The sequence below is a fragment of the Lysinibacillus odysseyi 34hs-1 = NBRC 100172 genome, assembly GCF_001591965.1.
Taxonomy (GTDB): Bacteria; Bacillota; Bacilli; order Bacillales_A; family Planococcaceae; genus Lysinibacillus_B; species Lysinibacillus_B odysseyi.
Genome location: NZ_BCVX01000004.1, coordinates 165087 through 188404 on the forward strand (window position 1 = coordinate 165087; position 23318 = coordinate 188404).

Here is a 23318-nt window from a genome sequence, read left to right on the forward strand (position 1 = left end):
TTAAAATGAATGTTCAGTAAGGAAACGATCGATTTCGCTTTTTGATACGCGTTTTATGCCGTCAATTTCAGCAACCTTTAGTCCCATAATGCGGAACTTATTAAAGGTATTGTGGGATACACCAATATAGTTGCGCGCTTCTTCAATTGACATCCATTCCTTTGGTTTATCTTTCTTATTATTAACAATTTCCTCAAGTAATTCAGTGAATGTATTCAAAACGATTGCCTGTGTGGTGGATTGAATATCTAATGCATTTAACTCCATTTAGATTGACCTCCTAATTAAATTGTTAATAAGTCGATAAGGTTGCAAATGTAACTACATAGCGTGTTCCTCCTTTCGTAATATGTAGGTAATTTGATTGGCAGGAGGAAGGCGGGCAAAATAAAAAACTGGCTTATTTAAAGATACAGTCTTACTTAGAAGGTGCAATTAGCCTATAAATGGGCACACTACACCCATTGTTTGCTAAAAAGCATTCTAAATAAAAACATGTACATTTAAATAAACCAGTTACAAAATATCAAAAGCTATTAAATAAAAATCCATATGTTATTTGTCTATATTCAATTTTCAAATATAAAATACAATAAAATTTTTTTAGAGTCAATATTTTTTATAAAAAAAATTTAATGAGAACCAGACGCATCCAGCTTCCTTAAGTGCAAGCCGAGGCAATACACCGCGATTAAATAAATTATAGCATTTGTTTGCAAAAAATAGTTATAAAAACCTGATGCGCTTCTAAAATATAAAAAAACAAATCAAGGAGTACCATAGCGGTATATATTAGGAGGAGGCAAGGATATGAAATCTGTAAAGGTATTCGATGAAGCATTTGGGGAGAAATTGAAGCGTTTGCGTAAAGCCCGTGGGATGTCGTTACAACGAGTGAGCGTTGAGAGTGGCGTAAGTCCGAGTTATATCTCGCGATTGGAACGCAACGAAAAGCAATCTCCATCGTTCCCAATTTTAGTGGAACTTGCGCTTGCGTTAAAGGTAGATGTATTGACGCTGGCAGAAGGTTAGTTGAGCAAGAAGATGAAGTAGTAGATCTGTATTCGTTAATGTTCAAGTCGCCGTTGCGCGTTGCGGACAAGATTTTAACTGAAGAGGAAACAAGGCAGGTAATTCATTTAATTGAACGGATTGCGGAGTTTGACTGGAATGAACAAACAATGTGGTGCGAACTTTGTGAGGTAGGGAGTTTAATAAGTGCTTTCAAGGAAATGTACGCTGTTGAGCCGAGGACGTAATTGTTCTCGGTCTTTTTTATTACATAAAACGGGGTCCGACATGGTAAGGGCTTTTCAAAATCATTTTGCTTTGTATAATCATCTTTGATTACGAAATTTTCAGCCTGAAAAAAGAAATAATAATAGTTGAGTCGGGATAAAAAAATGTAAAGAAACCTAATCATATCAATGGTTTGACTTATCCCGCATTCCAAATGTATAGCTTCTATCATGAAAGGGGTAATTTGAATGCTTCATACGTTTCAAATGAACATTGGCATCAAGGAGGAGGACTTAAACACTTTAGAAGAAACTGTCGGCGGTAACTATAAACAAGTAAATGATTATATTCAAATGCATTATGCTGAATATTTTAATAATGCGTTTACAGTTAGAGTAGTGCGCCATCCAGGCAAGATCTATCTTTCATTAGTCGTTGACGTAATACTTCTTTTAAGGAAATCGGATATACAGGAATCAGATTATCTTGAAGTCAAGCAACGTATTATGGAATTGCTCATGATGCTTATAGGTCACGCACCTTATGAAGACCATATTTTAGTGCGAATCGATTATCGCTACGATGTCATTCTGCCGAATAAACAGTTACGGGAGCTATATTTTCATTTGATTACAAAGCATGTTGACCGCTATCGTTTTCAGCATAAATACAAAGGAAAGAAGAGTGCATCAGGTGAGTTTGAAAAGTATAAAACGACAATCTACCATAGCTCAGGTTCTATTGTTACAACTGCATATGATAAGGAAGCAGAAAGAGAAGCTAAGGAATGCGAAACTCAAGTATACGAAAAAGATGTTGTACGATTTGAAGTGAGATTGATGTATCAACATTTATACTATAAAGCGAGTGCACGCTGTCCTAATCCTATCTCGATGCATTTATCAAATTATTTTAAAGAAGAGCCGTTTAATGAATATCTTCAAAAGTATTTAATCCCAATTTATCCTCAAGGGGATTATTACAAATACTCCGAGGCTGAGCGAATTATTTGCGACTCTCAGCTTAGCGCTTTCGATAAAAGTCTTCTAAAAGAATTTCTCCTAAAAACATCTTCTCATAGTTTAAGTACCCCAAAAAAGCATGTGTCGCCACACAAGTATAAAAAAGCGATGCGTCTGCTTCAAAATCTGGGCATAAATCCAGTATGCATACCCAAAAATTACCCAAAAGCTCCTAAACAGTTCGATAATCCGCTGAATAGTTTATTTTCGATATTCGAATAAATTCTATTTGTTGTTCTATTTAAAGTAGAGTCTAATCGTAATTTCGCATAACTTAGCTTCGAATTCTATTCGCGATTGTATGTCAATTCGAATTATGTTTGCGATTATAATAGTGATTCGATTAGATTATCCTTGCGCAATTAAACACACTGATGCGAAGCGAAATGGTTAGCTTTGTAACAGAATCAAATAATTTGAAAAATTTTCTCACAATTCGTTTGCAAACACTTCTTTTTTGTTATATGATTGATTTAACTTAAATGTTAAATAATTAATTTAACGATTTGGAGGTGTGATTTTGCAGTTAGGAGATATAGCGGATATTCGCGCGGGAATGGTAATTACGCGTAAAAAAGCATCTACTTCAAGTGAAGTAAAAGCAACGTACCGTATGTTTACGATTAAAAGTATTGATTCTTTAGATGAATCATTTGAACTGTTCGAGAGCAATGAGGTGCTAAGTCCGCATTATTTCACGAAGGAAGGGGATATACTGTTCCGTTTGAATTATCCGTATTCGGCGGTCTATATTGATGAATCAAAAACGGGACTATTAATTCCTTCGTCATTTGCGGTGATTGATGTTCAAGTGGATTTCATTTTGCCCGAATATGTAGCGTGGTATTTGAACACGGCGCCAGCGAAAAAAGAGTTAGAAAAAGGACAATCAGGTACGCGAATTCCAAGTACGAATAAAGCGACGTTAAGTGCAATACCGATTGAATCAATGCCTCTCGAAAAGCAACGAAGTATTATTCAATTGTATAAGCTTCATTTACAGGAAACACAGTTACTAAATCAATTAATAGAAGAAAAAGAAAAGCTATTCCAAGCGCAGACAAACAAAGTGCTTCAAGGAATGGAATTAGGAGGAAATTAGATGGCAGAGAAAGTTTCGCAAGATCAAATCAATAGTATATTATGGCAGGCCGCGGATACATTCCGCGGAAAAATCGATTCAAGTATTTATAAGGACTACATTTTAACGATGATGTTCATTAAATATTTAAGTGATTCATATAAGGAACATTTAGAAGAATACACAGAGCGTTATAACGGTGATGAACAACGTATTCAACGCGCATTAACACGTGAGCGTTTTGTATTAGATAATGAGTCAACATTTGATTATCTGTACAGCAAACGTAATGATGCTGAAATCGGTGAAATCATCAATAAAGTGTTAGAGCGCATTGAAAACGAAAACACTGGTAAGCTTCGTGGCGTATTCCGCAACATCGACTTCAATAGCGAAGCGGTTTTAGGGAAAGCGAAAGAGCGTAACGCAATGTTGCGTACATTATTAGAAGACATTAATAAACTAAATTTAAAACCTTCTGTAATTGGAAGTGAAGATGTTATCGGTAACGCTTATCAATATATGATTGAGCAGTTTGCCTCAGATGCGGGTAAAAAAGGCGGGGAGTTCTACACGCCTACAATGGCTTCTGAATTATTAGCACGTTTAGTGAAGCCACAAGAAAATGACCGCATTTATGACCCAACATGTGGATCGGGTTCATTATTAGTTCGTGTTGCAAAGCAAGTACCAAATAATAAAGTCGCGATTTACGGGCAAGAGCGTAACGGCGCAACACATTCATTAGCGTTAATGAACATGTACTTACATGGCATTGATGACGCTAATATCGAGTGGGGCGATACGTTAGCGAATCCGCTACATTTAGAGGACGGTAAGCTAATGAAGTTCCAAAAAATCGTAGCTAATCCGCCGTTCTCATTAGATAAATGGGCAATGGGCTTTGCAAATGAAACATCTAAAAAAGATAAAGATGAAAAATTTAAGATGGAAGCAGGTTTAGATCCATATCGCCGTTTCGAATGGGGCGTACCGCCAACATCTAAAGGTGATTATGCATTTGTACAACACATGTTATATTCATTAGCTGAGAATGGGACAATGGCAACGATTTTACCTCATGGTGTATTATTCCGAGGTGCGAGTGAGGGAAAAATTCGTAAAGAGATTATCGAAATGAATTTACTTGATGCGGTAATCGGTTTACCAGAAGGTCTGTTTTATGGTACAAGCATTCCAGCGTGTATTCTTGTATTCAAGAAAAATCGTGGGCGTGAAGATGTGCTATTTATAGATGCATCAGGTGAAGGTAACTACGAAAAAGGTAAAAATCAAAACAAGCTACGTGAAGAGGACTTACAAAAAATCATCACTACTTATGATAGCCGTAAAACAATTGATAAGTATTCATACAAAGCTACTAAAAAAGAAATCCAAGAAAATGACTATAATTTAAATATTCCTCGTTATGTTGACACGTTTGAGGAAGAGGCTCCAATCGATATGGAAGCAGTGAAGCAAAATATCTCGGACATCAAGAAGGAATTAGCTGTTGTGGAAGCTGAGATGGAGAAGTATTTGAAGGAATTAGGGTTATAAGTTATCGATTAATTTTTTAACAGTGAACTATTCGATTTTTCCGAATGGTTCATGAATAATTAACAAAGGGAGTCGAACATGTAAGTAACTCTTACAGGTTGGAAGAAAAGGGGATACAGTATATGAGTGAAATTGAAAAATATAGTGAACAAACTTTCGAACATTATCGTAATGTCAATGAATATGGGGAAGACTTTTGGTATGCAAGAGATTTAGCTCAAATATTAGACTATAAACGTTTTGATAAATTTTTGAATGTTATAGATAAGGCGAAAACGGCTTGTTTAAATAGTGGTTATGAAGTTGAAGACCATTTTTCCCAAGTGGGAAAAATGGTTGAGCTCGGATCAGGAGCAATAAGAGAAGTAGAAGATTATGAACTTTCACGATATGCTTGTTATTTAGTTGTACAAAACGCTGATCCTAAAAAAGAAGTTGTTGCTTTAGGACAGACATATTTTGCGGTACAAACAAGAAAACAAGAACTTCAAGAGCAATTTGAAACATTAGATGAAGACAAAAAACGATTAGCAATTCGAAACGAATTAAAAGCGCATAATAAATCTTTACAAGAGGCGGCCATGCTTGCGGGTGTAGAAACGAATTTTGATTATGCAACTTTTCAGAATCACGGTTATAGAGGTTTGTATGGTGGGTTAGATGCTAAAGGAATACATGCCCGAAAAGGTCTGAAAAAAAGTCATAAAATTTTAGATCATATGGGAAGTACAGAACTCGCGGCCAACTTATTCCGCGCAACACAAACAGATGAAAAGCTTCGAAGAGAAAATGTTCAAGGTAAAGAGAATGCCAATCGCGCGCATTACGAGGTAGGTAAAAAAGTAAGACAAACTATTGAAGAACTTGGTGGAACAATGCCTGAAGATTTACCAACTCCTGAAAAAAGTATTAAGCAGATTGAGAAAATTGAACAAAAGAAGTTATTAAATAAGGACAAATAAGATTGAGTAGTCAATTTGTATTATTGAACTTAATCATTTAAAAGAAACAGAGGTGTAAGGCATGCAAGCGCCCGAGATAAAAACAAAAGAATGGAAAACTGTTCAACTACAAGAAGTTGTTAGAGTATTTCGAGGAGCAAGTCCAAGACCAAAAGGAGATCCACGTTATTATGGTGGACCTATTCCAAGGGTATTAATAGAAGATGTTACGCGTGATGGTAAATACGTTACCCCACGCGTAGATAGTTTAACAGAGGAAGGTGCTAAAAAGAGCAGATATTTAGAAAAGGGTTCCGTAGTTCTTAGCTGTTCTGGAACAAGGGTAGCAATTCCAGGGATATTGGCTATTCCTGCATGTATCCACGATGGTTTTTTTGGGTTTGATGACTTTAAAGAATTGGAACCTGAATATCTATATTATTTGTTTGAACAATTACATGAGAAAATGCAATCATCAGCGACTACGGGTGGGGTTTTTAATAATTTAACAACGCAAATAATGAAAGAGATGTATATAGACATTCCGAGTTTATCAGAACAAAAGAAAATAATTTCTCTATTAAATATCTGGGATAAAGCGATTGAACTGAAGGAAAAGTTAATTGAGCAGAAAAAAGAGCAGAAAAAAGGGTTAGAACTAAAGCTTCTAAGTGGGAAAATTAGGTTATCTGGTTTTAGAGGAAAATGGGAAATACAGCCGATTGAAAAAGTTTGTGATTTAAATATGGGAAAAACGCCAAGTAGAAATAAAGCTCTATACTGGGGAAAGGGATATAGTTGGATAGCAATATCCGATATGAAGGGGAAATATATATCTAAAACCCGTGAACAAATAACGGAATTAGCTATAAAAGAGTCTGGAATTAAAATTATACCTAAAGATACAGTAATAATGAGTTTTAAATTAACTATTGGTAGACTGGCAATTACGAAAGAAGAAATGTATTCCAACGAAGCAATTGTCAGCTTCGGTGTGAAAAACTCTGGAATTCTTGACAGTGAGTATTTGTATTACTATTTAAATTCAATTGATGTTACACAATATGGTTCAAGGGCCGCAAAAGGAATTACTTTAAATAAAGATTCTTTGAAAGAAATTATGGTGAGATTTCCACCTTTTGAAGAACAACTTGAAATAAGAAAAATACTTTCAAATGCGGATAGGGAAATTGATTTATTAGGAGGAGAACTATTACTTCTAAATAAACAAAAAAAAGCCTTGATGCAACAACTCCTTACAGGAAAAATTCGAGTGGAAGTGTAAAACTTTTCCTCCTTTTCCTTCATTAAATAGATTGGAGGTGGCGATGTGTCCACTGAGCAACTTTATGATGAAATTAATATAAGTCAACAGCCTGCGCTGGAAGTGTTACAAAGTGTGGGATATACCTATATCCCAACAGAGCAAGCAGAGCGAATGCGCGGGAATCTTCATAAAGTATTACTTCGAGATGTGTTGGAAGATCAACTGCGAAAAATTAACCGTTATGAATCTAAAGGAATGGCGTATTCATTTACCGAAAACAACATTCAACAAGCAATTCGCGATTTAGACGAGCCGTTAACGAATGGACTTGTAAAGGCGAATGAAGCGATTTATGAAACAATTATGTTAGGACGTAGCTACACAGAGTTTCTTCCTGACGGCTCAAAGAGATCTTTTACAATACAGTTTATAGACTGGGACAATATCGAAAACAACGTTTTTCATGTCGTTGAAGAGTTTTCGGTTGAGCGCGCGGACGGTAAACTTGCACGTCCTGACATTGTACTTTTCATAAATGGTATTCCGTTTGCGGTCATTGAGTGTAAAAAATCCTCTATTTCCATGAGCCAAGGCATTAGTCAAATGATTCGCAATCAAAAAAATGATTATATTCCACAACTGTTTAAGTTTATTCAAATTGTCATGGCGACAAATAAAAACGAAACGCAGTACGCAACTTGTGGTACGCCTAAAAAGTTTTGGTCCATTTGGAAGGAAGAAGAGCAAGATTGGTTAGAGCAATTGTTACAAAAGGCTGTAACAGACCGTTTACCAACAACGCAAGACAAAAATATTATTTCTATGTTCCATCCAGCTCGCCTATTGGAGTTAACAGCATTCTTTACGCTATTCGATAAAGATGTGAAGAAGGTTACTCGTTATCAGCAGTATTTTGCAATTAAAGAAATCTTAAATACAGTTGAACAGCGTGACGAAAACGGCAATCGTCAATCAGGTGTTATTTGGCACACACAAGGTTCTGGTAAATCATTAACGATGGTCATGCTGGCACGCTATATTTTAACGGAGATATCATATGTAAACCCAAAAGTCGTTATCGTTACAGATCGTGTAGAACTGGACAAACAAATTCATAAGACGTTTAATCATACGCGCCTAAAAGCAAGCCGTGCAAACTCAGGTAATCATTTAATTGCCTTATTAAATGACGGCAACACAGACATTGTCACTACATTGGTCCATAAATTTGATACAGCTTCTGCAAAACAACAAGTGAATGATTCACGTGATATTTTCGTCCTTGTCGATGAATCGCACCGCACACAGTACGGGAAGCTTCATAATAAAATGAAGAAAGTATTCCCGAACGCGTCGTATCTTGGCTTTACTGGTACACCATTAATGAAAAAAGAAAAGAGCACGATGATTAAATTCGGTAAGCTCATTCATAAATATACGATTGCAGATGCGGTGAATGATAAAGCCATCGTTCCTTTATTATATGAAGGTAAAATGGTCGATCAAACTGTTAACAAGATAGCAATTGATAATCGTCTAAACATGATTACGCGTCATTTAAATGACAATCAAAAAGAAGAAGTAATGAAAAAGTGGGCGCACTTTGAGCGAATTGCTTCGTCGGATCAGCGCATTAGCATGATTGCTTTCGATATTAATGACCACTTCTATCGCAACTATAAAACGCAAGGCTCACAATTTAAGGCGATGTTGGCGACAAATAGTAAGATGGAAGCGATTCGTTATTTGAATTTCTTCGAGGAGTTCGGCGATTTAAACTGCGCGGTCGTTATTTCTCCGCCAGATCAGCGTGAAGGTCACGATTCCATTGATGAAGATTCTCAAGATTTAATTCAACGCTTCTGGAAGAAAATGATGGACCGTTATGGCACTGCCGACGCCTACGAGGATGCAATCAAAGACGAATTTATAAACGGCGATGAAATTGATATATTGATAGTAGTCGATAAACTTTTAACAGGCTTTGACGCACCGCGAGCATCGATTCTTTATATTGATAAGCCCATGAAAGAGCATACGTTATTACAAGCGATTGCCCGAGTAAACCGACTATATGAAGGTAAAGATTACGGTCTTATCATCGACTACCGTGGCTTACTCGAAAAGTTAGACGAAGCATTACAAATGTATTCAGGCGCGGGACTTGAAAACTTCGATCCCGAAGACATTCAGGGCGCTATTTACGATGTCATTACAATTATCGGTGAGCTTCGTCAATATAACTCACAGTTATGGGACATCTTTGCGCCGATTCGCAATAAGTCGGACGTTGAAGAGTATGAAGTGTTATTAGAAGACGAAGAACTGCGTAACGATTTTTATGACATGTTAAGTAAGTTCGGTCGTAACCTTGCTATCGCTTTAGAATCAGAACGTATATATAATGCTTTACAGGAAGATGAACTGAATAAATATAAGAAAGACTTGAAATTCTTCCAAGAGCTTCGTAAAAGTGTTAAATTACGCTACTCAGATTCGATTGACCATAAGGAATACGAGGCGAAAATGCAAAAGCTGATGGACCAATACATTTCAGCCGAGGACATTATTCGTATTACGAACCCAGTCGACATTTTGAACGAAAAAGGGTTTGAGGAGGAGCTTGAACGTCTTGGCTCAAAGCGCGCTAAGGCAGATGCGATTCGTACACGTTTAACGAAAAGCGTCAGCACGAAATGGGACGAAAACCCTGCGTACTATAAGAAGTTCTCCGAGCGCATTCAGCAAGTAATAGACGAATATAAGGAAAAGCGCATTTCAGAAGCAGATTACTTAAATTCAATGAATGAATTGCTAAAAGAATTCCGTCAAGGAGAGCCAAAAGAAGATTATCCATCAATCATTAAAGATAATGGCCATGCACAAGCATTTTATGGCGTTACGAAAGACCTTTTAACAATTAATGACGAGCAAGTATCGTATGGCGATGAAGACTTTGCTAATTTAGCAATCAAGATGGATGCAATTATTAAGCAACATCAAAAAGTTGATTGGCATAACAACCCGCAAATTCACAATCGTATTGCTCAAGACATTGATGATTTATTGTTTGATTTCTCAAATGAAAATAATGTAACATTAGAATTCGACACGATTGACAAAGTGATTGAACAAGTAAAAACAGTAGCCATCAAGCGTTATTAAGGTAGTGAGCAATATGGAAAAGCACCAAATTCACTTCGGCAATCAGCCTATTGATTTTTGGATTGAACGAAAAGACGTCAAAAACGTCAATTTAAACATTAAGCCTGATATGAGCATTCAAATATCAGCTAATGAGAAAGTGCCGTTAAGTTTTATATATGACTTTGTGAAAAGCAAAGGCTCCTGGATTTTGAAAAACGTAAAGCAATTTGAAGACGTACTTCCACATAAACAAAGCGAACGCGAATATGTAAGTGGCGAGTCATTCAAATATTTAGGGAAACAGTACCGCCTGCGCGTCGAACATTCGGCAGACGAAGCGGTCAAGTATTTTAGAGGTTTTATATATTTGCAAACGCAGAACCCAGCGAACTTTTCTAAGAAAGAGAAGTTAATGGATGCGTGGTACAAGGAAAAGGCATATAAAATTTTCGGTGAATCATTAAATAAGATGTCCGCATTAATGAACAAGTATGGCGTTGAAAAGCCTGCCCTTGAAATACGCGTCATGAAAGCGCGCTGGGGTTCAGCTCAAATTGACAACAATACGATTTTAATTAATACGGAGCTTATCAAGGCGCCAAAATACTGCATTGACTATGTAATACTGCACGAATTAATACATTTTAAGTACAATAACCACAGTGAAAGCTTTTACAATATGTTATTTACGCTAATGCCAGATTGGGAGAAGCGTAAAAAGATATTAGATGAAGAAATTGTGCGCGAACTATAACATCTTAGAAATTACATCATGAATATTAACTTTCGACAGTTTCTTAGCATTCCGCAAGGAAACGGTCTTTTTATAGGGGGAATATCTATGGGTGTAGCAAGTAACTTTGAAACTTTTTGTAAGAATTTAAGAATGAGCGAAGAAACAGTAAACAAAATAACTTACCGAACAAAGCGTATTACAAAACAACTAAATATAGATTTTTGGGGATCGACTTCAGATACTGATCATAGTTTTTATTCAGGGTCTTATGGGCGAGGTACAGATATTTATACAAGTGATATTGATTTGTTAGTACGCTTACCTTATTCGACTTATGTGAAATATAATAATTATACTTCTAATGGGCAATCCGCTTTATTACAGGCAGTTAAAGAATCGATTGAAAAAACTTACAAATCATATAAGCGCGGAGATGGACAAGTAGTTAAAGTGGATTTTGAGGACAATATTTCTTATGAAATTGTTCCATGTTTTTTGAATGATGATGAAACATATACTTATCCCGATACAAATAATGGCGGTAGTTGGAAAACGACTAACCCTAAAGCAGAAATAAAAGCGTTCAACGAATTAAATAAAAGCAGTAATAAAAACCTTAAGCGACTTTGCAGAATGATTAGAGCATGGAAAAATAAAAATAATGTTCAAATGAGTGGTTACTTAATTGATACTTTATGTTATAGATTCATGCAAAATTGGTCATATAGTGATAAATCCTATTTATATTATGATTGGATGATTCGCGACTTTTTTGATTTCTTAATTGAACAATCCGATAAAACATATTGGTACGTACCTGGTAGTAATAGAAGAATAGATAAAGTTCATAGTTTTGATTACAAGGCTAAACAAGCAAAAAATATAGCGTTAAAGGCTATTGAATATGAATCAAATGGGAATGAATATTCTTCGAAAAGGGAATGGAGGGAGCTATTTGGAACGAAATTCCCAAGTTGAGGTTGAGCAAAGAACTAAATTAATGAGTCAGATACGAGAATGTTACGGGCGTGTTGCATATACTCAAAAAACACATGATATAAGCGCAGTATTATTAGAAAAGAAAGAAACAAGATATAAAACGATTCAACTTATATTATCAACTTTGGTAGCAGGCGCATTTTTAATCGTGCTGTTAGGTGATGGTGAAATTACAACTTGGGTTGGTACATTAGTATCCTTGATGTTATTAGTAGTTACTACAATTATGCGGGAGTTTGATTTTGATGGTAATTCAAAAAAACATAGAAATGTGGCGCAGACATTATGGGTAATACGTGAGGATTATATTTCTTTAATAGCTGATATGGATACTATGAGCATTGAAGAAATTAGAACTGCGCGTGATGAATTGCAATTAAGAACCTCAGAAATATATAGTAATGCACCGATAACATTATCTAAAGCTTATAAAAAAGCTCAAGAAGCCTTAAAGAAGAATGAAGAACTGACTTTTTCAGATGACGAAATTGATTTTATGCTTCCTAAACATTTAAGAAGTAATAAAGAAGTAGTTTAGGCGACCAAACTACTTCTAACTGTTTGAATAATTATTGCTGAAATTTAAGAGTAGTTGCGCAATAATGTCTTGGATTTTTAAATGTGGGAATTCCTTTTCACAAGTGCGGACAAACTGCTGGTACAACTCTTCAGGCATACGAAACGTCTTTGTTGAGAGTTTGGAAGCAAATATTTTTTTATCAATTGTGAAGTCATCATTGCGTTTATACTTCTCAATAAGCTTTTTAAGAACTTCCAAATTTTCATTGATAAAGGCTGTTAGTTCGTCCGCAGAATTATCGACGGATGAAATCGTATTTACATTGCGAACAAATTTGTAGTATTGGTTCTCGCGCTTAATATAAACGTAATCGTCCTCTTGCATTACTTTTGTAAATGTTGAGTAATTGATTCCAATTTTGTCAGCAACTTGTTGTAAATCATGATTATTTTTTAATAAATCATTAACGAATGCAACGCGCTGATTGCAATCAAGAGCAAGAAATTTGTCTTTATTCATATTTACATCTCCTTTAAAATTTGATGCTATATTATAGACATTAGTTTATAAAATATTCATAGGGACTTGAAAAATATTAAATGAATTAGTATGATAATCTTGCTTAACCGCAACAATATAAATTCATTCAATTCAAGTGCTATTGCATAGTCTTGCAAAAAAAAACTTTTTTGCATTGCCTATGGTCAATAGCACTTTTTGTTTTGCCTACAAAATAAACTTGCTTAATCCAAATGTGCTATTGAACCATCTTGCAAAATGCGATTTTTCGTTTTGATTGTAGTCAATAGCGCTTTTTTGTTTTGTTTAAAAACAAGGAGAGTTATCTATGTTAGTGAAGTATGATGTAACGTTTTATAAAGGTGAGCAAATCCCGATTTATTTGTTTGAAATGAATCATGAAAGTGGTTTTGTAGAACAATTTGTTGTAAGTTTATTTGAGATTAATCAATGCAAACAGATAAAAACGCCAAATGATGTAAGTGAGTATTGTGGTTTAGAAGGAACATTTTATGATTGTTGCCATCGACCAAATGATATAGGAGTTACATTAAGTACAAAATATAGAAATGTTACTATAGCGGGTAAAAAAGTGAAGTTAGAATTTCGAATAGATGAAATAGACTTATATATGATAGATTATAAGGAATACGAATTTAAGATGAAGGCAAATGAGCATTTTAAAGTGAACTTAGTTTTTTGCTCAACAAAAAATAAAGTGGATAAAGAATATTACGTTGGTTATGCGCATGTTACAGAAGTAATTAAGTAAGTAGTAATTGTCCCCGTAAATTCTCGTTTAAGGTCAAAATGGTTTGAATGGCTATAAACCATTGATATAACTGTATTCCACGATGACAGGGCATAGCCCCGCCCCGCCGTCTCCATACATAAATTTTCTAGAGTTGTCTAGAGTGGTCAAAACCCTTGTATATCAAGGGTTTTTTCTTTTTTAGTTGTACTGAGTTTTCTGGGCTTTTTATCGAAAACTGGCCAAAAATCTGGTCACTTTTGGGTCAAATTTATGAGTTCAAGTACGTAACAAATTTATTAATTGTTTCGTTTTTTGCACGCTTTGATAGGTGTGTATAAATGTTGAGTGTTGTTTGCACATCTGTGTGACCTAATCGTTCTTGTACTTCTTTGACACTTGCACCCGCTTCGAAAAGCAAAGAGCAGTGGACATGTCGAAAAGAATGGACATGTGTGTAAGGTAAGTTGTATTTATCGATGATTTTCATGAGCCATCTTCTAGGGATTGTTTGCTGCAATAAACCATTTTGTTCGTTTGTAAACATTAATTGGATTTTATCACTCCCATTTGGAAATTTGCCTTGCTGAATCTTTTTCCATTGGGATAATGTGCGGCATGTTTCATCATCGATTAAAAGCTGGCGTGAAGTATCGGTTTTCGTTGATTTAATATAGAGCTTGTTATTTTTACCTCTTGAAAGAGCTTTTGTAATGAGCAGTTCCTTCGTTTCGAAATTTAAATCTGCCCAAGTTAATGCAAGTGCTTCACCTTTACGGATACCTGAAAAAGCAAGCAGATAGAAAAATGCGGTAACTTGAGCGTTTCCATATTGCTTTAAGCATTGAAGAAAGTAAACTAGCTGCTCCTTTGAATAGTAGTTGACGTCGGAATCTACTACAGTAGAGGCTTTGTTTTTTGGAAGATCCACTAGCTTGAATGGATTAGAACGGATGTACTCCCGCTTAATTGCAAAATCAATCACTTTAGATGCGTAAGTTTTCACCATTCGAAATCTTTTTAGTTTCAAGGAACAGTCATCAACAAAACTTTGGCAGATTGCTACACTCAGTTTCTCTATTCGGTAGTGACTTATTGCAGGTAAAATATGATGCTTGAAAATGACAAGAGTTTTGACAAAGGTACTTTCTTCAACAGTTCTTTCGTAGTGCTGAATCCAGACATTATATATATCCTCGTATGTTTCAGTTTTAGGCTTCTTATATTCCCCATTGCTAACTTCAACTCTTAATTGAGCTAATGCTAGATTAGCCTCTTTTTTAGTTAGAAAGCCACGTCTAGTAACATGAATTTGTTTGCCTGTTTCGCTATCCATTCCTAAATAAAGTTTAAACATATAGTAGGTTTTGCCATCTTTTTTTGTATACGATTTAATATTGTCTTTCATTGAAATGCCTCCTAGAACCATACAGGGAAACTAGGGGTACAGTTAATGCTGCGATTAACTATATTGTAAGTATAGCTTATAAAAAACGGTTTCCCAATAAATAAACTTCCTTTATTTTGGGAGCATTTAATGTAGAAATAATGATGATAGCAAAAAGGCTATTTGTAATTAGTGGTTGAATGTTTGCAAAATCTTTTATTACATTACACAATTGAAACAAACGATGCATTAAGGGTGTGATTATTTTGGGTACACAAAAAATAAATCTCTATGTGGATGATTTAAGAGATTGCCCGAGTGGTTTTGTTGTGGCAAGAACGTTTCAGGAAGCAATTCACCTACTTGAAAATCACGAAGTAGATATACTTTCTCTTGACCATGATTTAGGAGAAGATTTACAAGGTAATCTATTGCCAACGGGTTATGACTTAGTAAAATATATTTGTGAAAAAGGGATGCGAGCAAACAAAATATACCTTCATACGGACAACCCTGTTGGTAGAGAGAATATGTATCAAACGTTGCATGGGGCAAAGCGAAGAGGCTTCATTGATTCAGATATTGAAATTTATCACTATTCTATTACTGAAAATAAATATACAGAATGAAGTGATATTAAACAAATCGTCAAATTGATAATTATAAGTGATTTATATGAAACGGAAGATTCTTTCCCATTACCAAACCGTATCTAAGCTTCGTATATTGAAAGGTTAACGTAATATTTAAAACTACCTAAACCACAAATTTTGCGTTAAGATCCTTTAAGTAGGAAGAGTAGTTTGTCACCTTTAGACAACCTTTTAACATTCCAGGGTATGGGTGTAAAAAGTTAATTTCATTGGGTACCTGGTAATTCATAAAAAATGTGTCCGATCTAATGTCTGATGGTGCTATTGCAAAAAAAGTTATTCACCTCAATGAATTTATTTAGAATTAGTTAAATACTGTACAATTATATAGTAAATATAAATAAAATTATTATTAATAATTTTAAGAATGGGCGTGGTATTTTGAATAAAGTATATTTCGCTTCGAGTAAACTAATACAGACTAAAGAAAGGAAGAAATTCCTTGATACTAATAGAAAGAAATTAGAGGAATGCTTGAGTATACTAAAAATATTAAAAATCAAATATTCATTAGAACAATGGCGTAAGGAAGGGTTAGGTAATAACACCTTAAATTATAGTTCGCAAAAAATACTAAATAAGAGTACATCAAATACGTTAGAGGAAAGAGAAGTTAAATCAATAATTAAGTTTTTTCAAGGTTTTTTAAATAATAATGATGAGGTAAATTACAATGGGGACTTATTGGTAGATTTTATGTATCAACTATCCAATGAGTTCTATGACAATTACTACGAAGATTTATTAGAATATTTCCGATATGGTAACGATAAACAGCGTGAAGAAATGTCAAGCGTTAATAAGAAAGAGTTAAAAGAAAGCAATAATTTGAGTTATCCTAGAAATCCATTGTTACCTAATAGAGTAATTAGTCTATCAAATTATCATTGTGAAGTTGATCAGGAACATAAATTTTTTATTTCAAATAGAACCAAAAGGAATTATGTAGAAGCACATCATTTAATTCCACTTGCTTATCATAAAGATTTTAATACAAGCTTAGATGTTTTAGGTAATATGGTTTCACTTTGTGTTATTTGTCATAAAAAGTTGCACCACGGGGAATTTGACGAAAAAAGGGATATTCTGATTAGCCTTTATAATAGAAAAAAAGATGACCTATATAAAGATGGTCTAGATATAGAATTTGAGGACTTGTTAAAATATTATCAAGTAAAAGTTTATGAAGAATGGTAAACGATATTATTCAAATTTTTTATATAATTAGTTAACACCATTACTTGAAGTAAAGAATGTCGCTGAATTAGATAATAATTAGTACGCTAAGCTTAATTATCTATTTCTTTTAAAAAATAAACATATAAATTAAACGTACTTACGAATGCATCCGTGTAGTAACATCAATCGACGGCATGACTTCCGACTGAGCACATATTCCTTGGGATGTGTTGGAAAAAAACTCTGTACGCATCGTCAACGAAGTAAAACTTTATATCGCAACCCAATAGCGATAGTGAGTCATTTATTATCTGAGCTACTTAAACCTATGTGTCTTTTTCAGATGCACACCTTGGTTTTATTTGGAGTGGCTGGCATGATACCCTTGTTTTGGCGTTAAACCCTTGTTGCTTCGCCATTTAAGCGTGAATCATGCCCGCAGTGGCTCCATGTAAAGCCTACCCGTAAACTTGCTATATCGATAATCTTGTCCACCAGAATGTTCTAAAATTTCGGTTGCGATATGGCTCGCATTTTAATTGCCAATTACAAAAGCGTCGTTTGGTAACTTTAACGTCGTAAATCCGATGTCTGATGAGACCCCTAAATTATTTCAACTCTCTAACTATAAAAAACAAACATTTGTAGGTAAAATAAAAAAGATTAAAAAACCGCTTTTCCTATTTGTCCCTTGGATAACGTTTAATTTATTCGACAATTTAGTTTATTTACCTACCAATTGAATATCGCGATTCAAAGCATGTAGAATGATAATACGACCACACTATGAAAGGAGCGATTCTTTGCAAGCACAGCAAATTAAGCACGATTTAGCAGTAGCATTACAAGACGAATTCAATTCATATAAGCTGTACAAGCATGTGGCTCAGACGATACGAATGCTACTTGACGCTCAGCTAGATGAAAAATAATATGTAGAATGCCATTTTAATGACTAAATGGCGAAGGCTGGGGTATTAGAGCGTTCCGAAAATAAAGAACTCTCTATTATTGTTCTTGTATTTCGAGAAAATATTAACGGTGAAATATTGATTCAATTAAATATCGTTGGCAATTGGTTAATCCTGTACAATCAGCTTTCAAATGCAATGATTGAGATTATTGATTGGCGAAAAATAGAGTAGATGCAGCATATTGCATCTCTTTTTTTTGCTCAAAATGGGTAGGGGAGATCTAATACATGAATAAATACAAAGGGTGTATGCTGCTGTTTATGCTATAGTATAAAGTTACTTTCTAAACAATTAAAAACATGTCTTATGGTGTATTAGAGAATATCGCAGTACACTATTTTTATAATACAATAGAACAAACATTAGATATTATGGAGGCGATTGTATTATGAAAGAAGAAACAAGAGACATGTTATTATATATTGCATCACGCTTTTATTCGAGTATGCAACAAACCGCCAGATGCCTAGCTTACTTTTTTATCATTTTCTATGTTCCGTATGTGCTCGCTCATTGGGCCATGGTAACATATGCACAGGTTGATCCGCTACAATTTATACACGTATATGCTTATACAGTGACGCTAGCATTCCCATTAATGATAATCGTATCAAATTACATTCCAATGGAGCTAGATTTTGAAACGATGCAATTTGAGATCATTGACTAAATGGCTCTCAGATGAATCGAGAATTAACTTTAAAAACAAATTTATCCATCTGAATTCATCTCATGCTTATTGGTCATATAAGATCGGTAAGCTTTTTTATGATTAAATACTTTCCCTCTTCAATTTACATGTGTATTACTCGTTCGGACAATTAGTACTGTAGAATCGTGAGGTGTAAACTGTTGATAAGGGCGAAGCAATGATGATAGCTATACGTTTTTCAACACTTATCGTATCTGTAATTGCATTGTCATTTGCTTTTACAAAAAAAAATAAACCGCCCTCGCCCCAAAAGCTGAGTAGTGGTTTATTTTTTTACTTTTTATTCGCTAATCGCCTTTGAATCGATGCTGCTTCTTGCTAAGATTGCTTGGTGTACCACCACTAAACAGTCTTATTTATAATCATTTCATACCAAATTATAGCATGATTTTTGAATTTTCTCTATACGGTTTGAATTGAATTATTAATTTTGATGTTCTCAAGTATGTATGATTTATTCATAGTAAAATGTATGTTAAGTAACATTTTTACGATGTCTTTTAAACGTGAATTATGCCCGCAAAGAATCCGTGTAAAGCCTACCAGTAAACTTGCTGTCTCGATAATCTTATCTACCAGAATGGTCTAGTATTTCTGTTGCGATATGACTCACATTTCCATTACGAAATACACGTCTATAAAACTATCTATCATAAATATAATTTATTTTTCTAGATTAATTAATAGATCATCTAACATTTCATTTAAATAATCCGAAGGTAAGGTATCTCCATTATTCTCAATAACTTCGAGCATTTTTACTAAATCACTGTTTGTCAGACTTAAAATGAGTTTTCCATTTTCTCTCAAAGTACCTTTGATAGCTTTTTTAGAATTCTCATCTTCGCCAAAAGGTGAAATAATTATTGCAACTGACCTGAGTGCTTTAGCATATAAATATTTTTCAGTTGTATATATTTCTTTCTGGGTTATTTTCTTAGAATAATTTTTAAATTCAAAAATCACATATTTTGTTTTGAAATAATCACTTACAATTTTCCAAAAACCATCAGGTTCCCCAGATTTGATTTTACAAATTAGATCAAATCTGAATAAATCTTCATTTGATTTTTGTTGTAATTTCCATAATGTTAAGTCATCATTAAACAAAGTTTTTAATACACCAATACATAAATTTTCATAATCTGAAAAAGTAGTATCCGTCGTCACCCATGAGCTTAATTTATTCTTATAATCTCTAACATTATTACTTCCTATAATATTTTTTGGAACTCTATCAAATAATTCAATCTCAGTTTTTTTAGGAAGAATGTCATGAGTGGAAAAATCTAATATTGAAACTAACTCTTCTCTTAAGACATTATTGTTTCTGACGAGATACAGAATGTTAGAAAGGTCTAAAATTTTTATGTCTTCTGATTCTACCTCTTTAGAAATTTTATCAAAATCTATGCTATTCCCAACAATTAATAATAATGTCGGATTTCCCCCTGTGGTATTGATATATTGGGATTTATTACTTTTCATTTTACTTATTGCCATTTTAAGACTAGAAAGGGGGTATCTTTCCTTCGAGGAAATTTTCACTTCAACTAAATATTTATTTTCCAAAATAAAATCAAAATAATCTGTAAATTTTAAATCATCAATGTTTTTTATATTGTGAATATTATAATAATCGAATAACTTTTTCAAGAAGTCTTCAAATAGAAAGCCTCTCATAATTAATTTTCTTTGATTGCTCATATTTATCCCTCCTTGTTTGTAGGTATTATACCATAGGAATTAATTAGTAAATATTTTGATATTCATGTAATTAAATCATCTAATTATCTATTCAAATTTCTTAAATAAAATCAATCTTTTACTGAAAATCAAATATTAGTTTAGAGTGTGAGTTATTTGAATAAACTTGCACTCTTTTTTGTATTTCTATAAGTGAAATAGATGGATTAAAATGGTGTATAGTATTATTATAACAGACATCAAATTTGACCAAAGTTATGTATATTTGTTAAGTGTGTTTAGACAAAACAATATTCCTGTGAGACAGGAATCGATATTGCTAATGTGGTGGAAAAGAAGCTGATGAAGAATGGTGAGAAGTACCTATAGAGAAGGCTTATGGAGTTAACAAGAAATATACTGAGCTATAGGGGAGGGTGTTTTCCGATTCCAAGTTGATGGCAAGTATAAAGAAGGGTGTCCAAGTACACACATGGGAATGAGTTAAATAACGATACGAGTAACCATTTTGGGAAAAAACTCAAAGGGGAATAAGATGAACTTATTTGAAGTAGAAAAAAAAATCAATGATGAGAAACTACATTATAAATTTAAAATGCTAAAAGATAGTTTGATTGAAGAGAAGGAAATAATTCAAGAATGGTCAAAAGGGTTTATAGATAAAGATAATAAATTTGCATATGAATTTCAAACGACTTTTCATTCTTCTTTTTGGGAATTATATCTACACACAGTTTTTAAAGAGGCTAAATTTACCTTAGATTATTCAAAACAAGTGCCTGATTTTATAGTTAAATTACCCTTTGAGTTTTATGTTGAAGCTGTGGTTGCAAATATTAAAGAAAAAGGTTTAAAAGAGGAAGAAAGGACTTTCATGGACACCTTTATAGGATTAGAAGCATTACATTTAAACCCCAATTTTAATCAAATAATTGATGAATCTATTGTTAGGTATTCTAATGCAATTCGTTCAAAAACCATGAAATATAAAAATGAATATTCCACAAAAGATTGGATAAATAAAGAGGCTTCATTCACTCTCGCTTTAGCTTCTTATGATCAAATAAATTATGGAGTAGAGTTTATTTATCCTCTAATGGCTTTATTATATGGTTTATATTTTGATGTTGAATCCCAAAGTTACGGGCAAAAAGACCATATTTTGAAACCTGGAACTGATGCTAAAATAAAGTTAAATATTTTTAGTGATAAGGAATTTGAAGATATATCAGCAATTATATTTACCTGTACGCTTACAATAGGAAAATTAACATCACTAGTTATTTCGAAAGGAAAATATTCTTTAAATAAAGTATTTTGTATTCGACATGATATATCTGATGATGTGTTTCCATACAAATTAAATAAAGTGTCTCCTGCCACTCCCGAACATCTTTCGGATGGATTAATAGTTTTTCATAATCCGAGAGCTAAGAGTCCCTTACCTATAGGGCTTTTTAAAGAAACAAATGCATTGCAAATTCATGCTAAAGGCAGTAGTGATTTACAATTAATATCAGAAAATTTACCATTAGTTGCTCGTGTAAATAGTGTTTTTTTGAGATTATTTAATGATGAAATGATAATGGACTTGATGATTAAATATAATGGGTTGGATGATAAAATGTTATTGGATTTGATGATGAAAGATTTAGGGTTTAAATTTAGTGAAAAATAGTAGATTTTAGCGATAAAAACTAGAAAAAGAACTTCGATTACTTTTAGTTTTTTTTAGGTACTGCATAACCAAGCATAATATAGTAGTGAACATTGCAAAGCTTGGTATAGCGCTGTTTGGTGTTTTATATGGAATGATTAAATGAAGTTCACAATGCTCAATAAACTCATATCAAAGAGAGTTGATGTGATAACATATAAGGAGAACATATGGATATAACGAATTTTAGACAATTAGATTACTTTATTAAAAAAGGTGCGATTCCAAGAATAGAATTGATTGATAAATTGTCTGTCGATTTTAATATGGGTTTCTTTTTAGGTATTGAAAATGGGTTTCCCTTACATGAAGCTTCTAAACTTTCTGCTCAAAGTTTGAAACAATCTTGGGAAGAAAATAATAATTATATAGAGAGAGTAATTGAATATCTAGAAGAATTTTGGAATTGGGAAATAGAATATAGTGAAAACTATATCAACTTACATTTGGATAACGAAATCATCCGAGCTATAAAAAATGAAACCTTTCAACCTCCTACTACTTGTTGTCCTATTTATATAATTACAGTTGGCGAAGGTGAAAGTGAAAAGGTTGTTTATATTGGGAAAACTTCTTCTACAAATAATAGGTTTAAGGGAGGACATACAGTCGCTCTTAAGCTACATCATCCAAAATACGATGGACTGAAAAAAAGTATTTATTTTTCAAGCGTTATGTTATTAAGTACAGATGAAGAATATCTTCCTTTAGAGTTTATTTCTAACTTCAAAGGAGCTGAAAAGTTATTATTAGAAGTAGAGGCTAGCTTAATATACCATTATAAACCTGAGCTAAATACTATAAGTAAAAAGAAAGCTAATTATGATATAGTTTCGGAAGTGCACATTCAAAACTTTTCTAAATACAGTAATTTCCTTAATGATAATTTTATTTCTGTTTAGTTAGCAATTCCAATGCATACTTCATTAGTATTTGAAGGAACTAGGAGGGGCTGGGTTTCCGATATTGAGGAAGGGTATCTATCTACTAACATGTAACCTGTTGCACTCACACGAATTTAGGTTATGAACGAAACGACATGTTCATTATTCAAAATAATAACGTTGTAAAACAGGGGTTCACCTGCTATAATTGAGGACAAAAATTACATGAATTGAATGGAATTTTCTGTTTTGATTAATAGTATAAAACCCTTATGTATCAATGGTTGGTGAGCGTACTGTATGACATTACTTCTAAGCTACCT

22 protein-coding genes and 1 pseudogene are annotated in these 23318 nt (G+C 33.6%); 19 read left to right on the forward strand and 4 right to left on the reverse strand.

The genetic code is table 11. From position 1 onward, the window contains the following. Positions 1-267, reverse strand: coding sequence for a MerR family transcriptional regulator (locus tag BOD01S_RS23475; RefSeq protein ID WP_174523071.1), 267 nt, complete (start codon positions 265-267; stop codon positions 1-3). A 543-nt stretch (positions 268-810) separates the two neighbouring features. On the opposite strand from BOD01S_RS23475, the gene BOD01S_RS08110 reads away from it, so the two are divergent. The 11 genes from BOD01S_RS08110 to BOD01S_RS08160 all read left to right on the forward strand — a co-directional run bounded on the left by BOD01S_RS08110 (position 811) and on the right by BOD01S_RS08160 (position 12530). Continuing rightward, positions 811-1032: a helix-turn-helix domain-containing protein gene (locus tag BOD01S_RS08110; protein ID WP_052124950.1), complete on the forward strand. Its 222-nt coding sequence runs from the start codon at positions 811-813 to the stop codon at positions 1030-1032. A 38-nt stretch (positions 1033-1070) separates the two neighbouring features. Further along, the gene (locus tag BOD01S_RS23245; protein ID WP_036157248.1) at positions 1071-1259 is read left to right on the forward strand and encodes a hypothetical protein; all 189 of its coding nucleotides are present in this window, start codon (positions 1071-1073) and stop codon (positions 1257-1259) included. Positions 1260-1505: 246 nt separating this feature from the next. Continuing rightward, positions 1506-2483 (forward strand): hypothetical protein, encoded by a 978-nt coding sequence (locus BOD01S_RS08120; RefSeq protein ID WP_156117058.1) that lies wholly within the window; start codon positions 1506-1508, stop codon positions 2481-2483. 298 nt (positions 2484-2781) lie between these two features. Continuing rightward, the gene (locus BOD01S_RS08125; protein WP_036157244.1) at positions 2782-3363 is read left to right on the forward strand and encodes a restriction endonuclease subunit S; all 582 of its coding nucleotides are present in this window, start codon (positions 2782-2784) and stop codon (positions 3361-3363) included. Continuing rightward, entirely contained in the window at positions 3364-4902 is a 1539-nt protein-coding gene (locus BOD01S_RS08130; protein WP_036157242.1) for a type I restriction-modification system subunit M, read from the forward strand. Positions 4903-5024: 122 nt separating this feature from the next. After that, on the forward strand, positions 5025-5864 hold the full coding sequence (dinD, locus tag BOD01S_RS08135) for a DNA damage-inducible protein D (protein ID WP_036157240.1): 840 nt from the start codon (positions 5025-5027) through the stop codon (positions 5862-5864). Positions 5865-5925: 61 nt separating this feature from the next. Then, a complete protein-coding gene (locus BOD01S_RS08140; protein ID WP_052124949.1) occupies positions 5926-7128 on the forward strand; it encodes a restriction endonuclease subunit S in 1203 nt (400 codons plus the stop codon). 45 nt (positions 7129-7173) lie between these two features. Beyond that, positions 7174-10275, forward strand: coding sequence for a type I restriction endonuclease subunit R (locus BOD01S_RS08145; RefSeq protein WP_036157238.1), 3102 nt, complete (start codon positions 7174-7176; stop codon positions 10273-10275). A 13-nt stretch (positions 10276-10288) separates the two neighbouring features. Next, complete coding sequence (locus BOD01S_RS08150; RefSeq protein WP_036157236.1) at positions 10289-11011, forward strand: M48 family metallopeptidase; 723 nt, start codon at positions 10289-10291, stop codon at positions 11009-11011. Between the two features lie 87 nt (positions 11012-11098). Continuing rightward, the gene (locus BOD01S_RS08155; RefSeq protein WP_036157234.1) at positions 11099-11971 is read left to right on the forward strand and encodes an SMODS domain-containing nucleotidyltransferase; all 873 of its coding nucleotides are present in this window, start codon (positions 11099-11101) and stop codon (positions 11969-11971) included. Beyond that, complete coding sequence (locus tag BOD01S_RS08160) at positions 11949-12530, forward strand: SLATT domain-containing protein (protein ID WP_036157232.1); 582 nt, start codon at positions 11949-11951, stop codon at positions 12528-12530. Before BOD01S_RS08155 ends, BOD01S_RS08160 begins: the two co-directional genes overlap by 23 nt. A 15-nt stretch (positions 12531-12545) precedes the next feature. On the opposite strand, the gene BOD01S_RS08165 is transcribed toward BOD01S_RS08160, so the two are convergent. Next, on the reverse strand, positions 12546-13031 hold the full coding sequence (locus BOD01S_RS08165; protein WP_036157229.1) for a hypothetical protein: 486 nt from the start codon (positions 13029-13031) through the stop codon (positions 12546-12548). Positions 13032-13359: 328 nt separating this feature from the next. Between BOD01S_RS08165 and BOD01S_RS08170 the strand changes: the two genes are divergently transcribed. Then, complete coding sequence (locus BOD01S_RS08170) at positions 13360-13803, forward strand: hypothetical protein (protein WP_036157227.1); 444 nt, start codon at positions 13360-13362, stop codon at positions 13801-13803. 250 nt (positions 13804-14053) lie between these two features. Here BOD01S_RS08170 and BOD01S_RS08175 read toward each other — a convergent pair whose 3' ends face one another. Then, a complete protein-coding gene (locus tag BOD01S_RS08175) occupies positions 14054-15190 on the reverse strand; it encodes a site-specific integrase (protein WP_036157226.1) in 1137 nt (378 codons plus the stop codon). Between the two features lie 245 nt (positions 15191-15435). Between BOD01S_RS08175 and BOD01S_RS08180 the strand changes: the two genes are divergently transcribed. The 5 genes and pseudogenes from BOD01S_RS08180 (at position 15436) to BOD01S_RS08195 (ending at position 18645) form a co-directional block, all read left to right on the forward strand. After that, the gene (locus tag BOD01S_RS08180; protein ID WP_036157223.1) at positions 15436-15798 is read left to right on the forward strand and encodes a cyclic-phosphate processing receiver domain-containing protein; all 363 of its coding nucleotides are present in this window, start codon (positions 15436-15438) and stop codon (positions 15796-15798) included. Between the two features lie 405 nt (positions 15799-16203). After that, positions 16204-17019, forward strand: coding sequence for an HNH endonuclease (locus BOD01S_RS08185; protein ID WP_052124948.1), 816 nt, complete (start codon positions 16204-16206; stop codon positions 17017-17019). Between the two features lie 149 nt (positions 17020-17168). Continuing rightward, a pseudogene (locus BOD01S_RS24020) lies at positions 17169-17291 on the forward strand (GMP synthase (glutamine-hydrolyzing)); the annotation flags it as partial. 669 nt (positions 17292-17960) lie between these two features. Further along, a complete protein-coding gene (locus tag BOD01S_RS23250; protein ID WP_036157222.1) occupies positions 17961-18146 on the forward strand; it encodes a hypothetical protein in 186 nt (61 codons plus the stop codon). Positions 18147-18384: 238 nt separating this feature from the next. Further along, positions 18385-18645 carry a hypothetical protein gene (locus BOD01S_RS08195; RefSeq protein WP_143815038.1) on the forward strand — a complete coding sequence of 87 codons (261 nt, stop codon included), beginning with the start codon at positions 18385-18387 and terminating at the stop codon, positions 18643-18645. A gap of 705 nt (positions 18646-19350) precedes the next feature. Here BOD01S_RS08195 and BOD01S_RS08200 read toward each other — a convergent pair. Beyond that, positions 19351-20394: a hypothetical protein gene (locus tag BOD01S_RS08200; RefSeq protein WP_036157218.1), complete on the reverse strand. Its 1044-nt coding sequence runs from the start codon at positions 20392-20394 to the stop codon at positions 19351-19353. 535 nt (positions 20395-20929) lie between these two features. Here BOD01S_RS08200 and BOD01S_RS08205 point away from each other — a divergent pair. Together BOD01S_RS08205 and BOD01S_RS08210 are read left to right on the forward strand one after the other, a co-directional pair. Continuing rightward, positions 20930-22072 (forward strand): hypothetical protein, encoded by a 1143-nt coding sequence (locus BOD01S_RS08205; RefSeq protein WP_036157216.1) that lies wholly within the window; start codon positions 20930-20932, stop codon positions 22070-22072. Positions 22073-22281: 209 nt separating this feature from the next. Next, a complete protein-coding gene (locus tag BOD01S_RS08210) occupies positions 22282-23013 on the forward strand; it encodes a hypothetical protein (protein WP_052124947.1) in 732 nt (243 codons plus the stop codon). The last annotated feature ends 305 nt before the right edge of the window (positions 23014-23318 follow it).

Excerpts from the sequence above, each read along its gene's own strand:
- BOD01S_RS23475 (WP_174523071.1), bottom strand. The coding sequence starts at position 267 with ATGGAGTTAAATGCATTAGATATTCAATCCACCACACAGGCAATCGTT.
- BOD01S_RS08110 (WP_052124950.1), top strand. The coding sequence starts at position 811 with ATGAAATCTGTAAAGGTATTCGATGAAGCATTTGGGGAGAAATTGAAG.
- BOD01S_RS23245 (WP_036157248.1), top strand. The coding sequence starts at position 1,071 with ATGTTCAAGTCGCCGTTGCGCGTTGCGGACAAGATTTTAACTGAAGAG.
- BOD01S_RS08120 (WP_156117058.1), top strand. The coding sequence starts at position 1,506 with ATGAACATTGGCATCAAGGAGGAGGACTTAAACACTTTAGAAGAAACT.
- BOD01S_RS08130 (WP_036157242.1), top strand. The coding sequence starts at position 3,364 with ATGGCAGAGAAAGTTTCGCAAGATCAAATCAATAGTATATTATGGCAG.
- dinD (WP_036157240.1), top strand. The coding sequence starts at position 5,025 with ATGAGTGAAATTGAAAAATATAGTGAACAAACTTTCGAACATTATCGT.
- BOD01S_RS08140 (WP_052124949.1), top strand. The coding sequence starts at position 5,926 with ATGCAAGCGCCCGAGATAAAAACAAAAGAATGGAAAACTGTTCAACTA.
- BOD01S_RS08150 (WP_036157236.1), top strand. The coding sequence starts at position 10,289 with ATGGAAAAGCACCAAATTCACTTCGGCAATCAGCCTATTGATTTTTGG.
- BOD01S_RS08155 (WP_036157234.1), top strand. The coding sequence starts at position 11,099 with ATGGGTGTAGCAAGTAACTTTGAAACTTTTTGTAAGAATTTAAGAATG.
- BOD01S_RS08165 (WP_036157229.1), bottom strand. The coding sequence starts at position 13,031 with ATGAATAAAGACAAATTTCTTGCTCTTGATTGCAATCAGCGCGTTGCA.
- BOD01S_RS08170 (WP_036157227.1), top strand. The coding sequence starts at position 13,360 with ATGTTAGTGAAGTATGATGTAACGTTTTATAAAGGTGAGCAAATCCCG.
- BOD01S_RS08175 (WP_036157226.1), bottom strand. The coding sequence starts at position 15,190 with ATGAAAGACAATATTAAATCGTATACAAAAAAAGATGGCAAAACCTAC.
- BOD01S_RS23250 (WP_036157222.1), top strand. The coding sequence starts at position 17,961 with ATGGCGAAGGCTGGGGTATTAGAGCGTTCCGAAAATAAAGAACTCTCT.
- BOD01S_RS08195 (WP_143815038.1), top strand. The coding sequence starts at position 18,385 with ATGTTATTATATATTGCATCACGCTTTTATTCGAGTATGCAACAAACC.
- BOD01S_RS08200 (WP_036157218.1), bottom strand. The coding sequence starts at position 20,394 with ATGAGCAATCAAAGAAAATTAATTATGAGAGGCTTTCTATTTGAAGAC.
- BOD01S_RS08205 (WP_036157216.1), top strand. The coding sequence starts at position 20,930 with ATGAACTTATTTGAAGTAGAAAAAAAAATCAATGATGAGAAACTACAT.
- BOD01S_RS08210 (WP_052124947.1), top strand. The coding sequence starts at position 22,282 with ATGGATATAACGAATTTTAGACAATTAGATTACTTTATTAAAAAAGGT.